Consider the following 3,653-nt stretch of genomic DNA (forward strand, 5'->3'; position numbering starts at 1 on the left):
TCCTGCACCAGGTGAAGGCCGAAGACCAGCAGCGCGAACAGAGCGAACGCGAACCAGAAATTGTCCATCACCGCGGGCCGCATGCGCGGCCCGTTCGCGAACAGGCAGAGGATCAGAGCGACCAGCCCCCCCCAACCCATCGACTCCCAATAGGTCGACGGGAAACCGCCAAACGGCAATTGAGTCAAGGGCACGATGAACAGGTGCCCATTGCCCTCTCCCGGAAAGGCCAAAAGCAGCATGGCGCACAGGCCCAGGAACCCGTTGGCCCGCCGCCCCCGCGCCCCGCCGACAAGCAGCACGCCCGCGGCGAAGAGCAGGTACATGATGGTGACGTTGAGGATATCGTCGTGCCACTGAATGGCGATGCGCATGGCCACGCCGAAGCAGAAGGCCATCCACAGGGACGGAACCGCCGCCTCGGGCGTCCCGCCGCGTCCGAACCAGGCGCTCCGCAGGTGGAACCGCAGCCAGAAGGCCAAAAGCCAAGTCACGACCAGCGGCATGAGCAGGGTGAACATGTCCGTGTCGAAATATCCGAGCCTGGAGCGGTAAAAGAACCCCGGCGTCAGGGCCCCGGCCAGACCGGCGAAAATCCCGGCATGGCGTCCGCCGATCAGCCAGCCCCACAAGCAGCAAACCACGCCGACCAGCGCGCCCATGAGCGCAGGCATCCAAAAGCCGATGTCCCCATAGGATACGCCGAACCAGCCATGCAGTCCGGCGGCCAACCGGGCCAGGAGGTAGCCGGAGAGCTCCCCGAGCCCCTTGGCCTTGGCCAGCCAGAAATAGGCGTCGTGCGTGGACAGTATCCGTTCACTTCCGACCCACAGCTCGGGGTGGTCCCAGCGTCCGGCGAAGCTCAGGCGCAGGGCGGCCACCGCGATGTAGGAAACCGCTGACCACAGGCAAATCCAGCGCCAGTCGCGCTTCCACGAGGGCTCGGCGCCCACCGCGTCCACGCCGCGCGCATACCATGTATTGAGCACATTCATCTTGCTGTCACGTATCCCGGGTTACTTTTTCCGAAGGGCGGCCGCGGCCACGAACCGCTCGGCCCAGCCGGGCGCCGCCAGTGCGTGGATGTGGTTATACCCCGCAAACGTATTTTCATAAAGCAGGCCGTCGCGCCCCGTCCCGATGCCCTTTCCCCGGCGCATTTCCAGGGTGTAGCACAGGCCCGGCTCGTTGCCGGACAGGCAGACGGAGTAGTGAAATTCGTGGCCCAGAACCGTCTCGCCCACGGGATAGAACGGATTCTCGCCCACCGCAACGGCCTCGGTGTAGCCCAGCCCCTGGGGCTTCGGGCAGAAGGTCGTGCCCACGGGGAAGACCCCGGCCATGCGGTGGCGCTCCCCGTCCATCTCCAGGTAGTCGCACAGGATCATGAACCCGCCGCACTCGGCATAGATGGGCAGCCCGGCGTCGGCCAACCCCTTGAGGCGGCCGAGCAGCGGCGCGTTGGCCGCGATGCGCGCGGCGAAGACCTCGGGGAATCCGCCGCCCAGGTACAGGCCGTCTATCTCGGGCCACGGCTCGTCCGAGAGCACGGAGAGCCGGACGAGCTCGGCCCCGGCATGTTCCAGGGCCTCCAGGTTTTCCGGGTAGTAGAACCACAGGGCCGCGTCGTGCGCGTAGCCGATACGGGCCCGCCGGGGCGCGGGTTCGCCAGCGAAGAGCGGGCCGGGGTCCGGGCCGAAATCCGGCGCGGACGAAAAGACGCGTTCGATGGCCGCCATGTCCAGCCAGCCGTCGGCCAGGTCCGCCAGGGCGTCAAGCGCGCGGTGGACGCCCTCGGGCCCCTCGCCGCCGTATTCCTGGTCGGACATCAGCCCCATGTGCCGCTCCGGGATGGGATCGCTGGCGATCTTTGGCAGCATCCCGAGCACCGGAACGTCCGTGTGAGCCTCGATGGACTTTCGCAGGATTGAGCGATGGCGCTCCCCGGCGGTGCGGTTCAGGATCACTCCGGCCAGTCGCAGACCGGGCTCGAACGTGGCGCAGCCCTGCACGATGGCGGCCACGGTGCGGGTCATCTTGGTGCTGTCGACGACCAGGATGACCGGGGCCGAGAGCTTGCGCGCCAGCTCGGCCGTGGAGCAGGTGCCCCGCTCGTCCTTGCCGTCGAAGAGCCCCCGGTTGCCCTCGATAAGGCTCAGGTCCGCGCCATTCGATTTGTGCAGCAAGAGCGAACGCAGGACCCGGTCGGGATGGAAATAGGGATCGAGGTTGGAGCAGGCGCGTCCGGCCGCCAGGCCGAGCCACTGGGCGTCGATGTAGTCCGGCCCCTTCTTGAAAGGCGCGACCACGCGTCCGGCGCGGACGAACGCCCGCGCCAGGGCCAGGGAGACGATGGTCTTGCCCGTTCCGCCGGAGAGTCCGGCCAGGATGCAGCGTGGGATGGAGATGTGCATGAATGTCGGGATTCGCCCCGGTCAAAAAATCAAGAAAAGCCTTGCCCACCTCGGGAGATGGGCAAGGCCTAGACAACCAGATGGGACAAAGAACTAGCTTTCGCCCTCGGTCGCGGCCTGCTTACCGGCACCGGCCAGGCCGTACATGGTGGTGGACCCGGAGGACCAGAACACCATCTTTTCTTCCTGGACCAGTTCGGTCAGGAGCTTCTTCACCTCGCGGCTTTTGGCATCGGGGAAGAGCTTGGTAAAGTCGTTGAAGTAGAATTTGGACTTGCTGCCAGACTTCTCTTCGCAGAACTTAATGATTTCGGCTTTTCCGGCTTCCTTATCATCGATAGGCATGACGGACTCCTTGCTATTTTAAAAGCCGGGGTGCGACAACATCGCCGCACCCCGGACATTTTGTTATTCTACCACTTGAACTGGGTCGTCTGACGCCAGGTGTAGTAAGCGGGATCACGGAAGTCATCGATCAGGTGAGCGGTGAATTCCAGGCCGCATTTCTCGAAGAAGCGCTCCCAACCGATGCGGTTGGCCCAGTCGCCCAGACGCTCGTACTTGTGGGCGTCGGCGGCGTAGGTGTCGAGGATCTTCTTGATGACCTTCGTCATGGTCGGCCAGCGGGGCGGCTCGTTCGGGATGTAGGGAACGACGACCTTGGAGAAGGACGGTTTGGTGATGCGGTTGGAGATCTTGCCGCCGACCATGATGGCCACGCCGTCGCCGTCCTTGTCGGACAGGGGCAGGGAGGGACACATGGTGTAGCAGTTGCCGCAGAACATGCAGCGCTCCTGCTTGATGGCGACGGTCTTGAAGGACTTCTCACCGATCTCGATCTTGGACGGGCGAACGGCGCCGGTCGGGCAGGCAGCCACGGCCAGGGGGATTTCGCACAGGTTGTCCAGGTACTCGTGGTCGATGATGGGGGGCTTGCGGTGAATGCCCAGGATGGCGATGTCGGAGCAGTGCACCGCGCCGCACATGTTCAGGCAGCAGGCCATGGAGATGCGCACCGGGGCGGGCAGCTTCATGTCCTGGAAGTCGTCGAACACGACGTCCATGGTGGCCTTGACGGTACCGGAGGCGTCCGTGGCCGGGGTGTGGCAGTGGACCCAACCCTGGGTGTGGACGATGTTGGTGACACCGGCGCCGGTGCCGCCCACGGGGTACTTGTAGGAGCCGCCCTCGAACTTCTGGTCGTTCAGGTACTTCTTCAGCGCCTTGGCGTCGTCCAGG

4 protein-coding genes are annotated in these 3,653 nt (G+C 64.9%); all 4 read right to left on the reverse strand.

Annotation, left to right across the window (positions count from 1 at the left end; translation table 11 throughout):
* The coding region (locus PHP91_RS17175) for an STT3 domain-containing protein (protein WP_300143734.1) at positions 1-995 on the reverse strand (995 nt) is incomplete at its 3' end.
* Positions 996-1,016: 21 nt separating this feature from the next.
* Positions 1,017-2,414 (reverse strand): cobyrinate a,c-diamide synthase, encoded by a 1,398-nt coding sequence (locus PHP91_RS17180; RefSeq protein WP_300143737.1) that lies wholly within the window; start codon positions 2,412-2,414, stop codon positions 1,017-1,019.
* 93 nt (positions 2,415-2,507) lie between these two features.
* A complete protein-coding gene (locus tag PHP91_RS17185) occupies positions 2,508-2,759 on the reverse strand; it encodes a dissimilatory sulfite reductase D family protein (protein ID WP_300143740.1) in 252 nt (83 codons plus the stop codon).
* Positions 2,760-2,827: 68 nt separating this feature from the next.
* The coding region (gene dsrB / locus PHP91_RS17190) for a dissimilatory-type sulfite reductase subunit beta (RefSeq protein WP_300143743.1) at positions 2,828-3,653 on the reverse strand (826 nt) is incomplete at its 5' end.

It is taken from the genome of Pseudodesulfovibrio sp. (genome assembly GCF_028692895.1).
Classification (GTDB): domain Bacteria; phylum Desulfobacterota; class Desulfovibrionia; order Desulfovibrionales; family Desulfovibrionaceae; genus Pseudodesulfovibrio.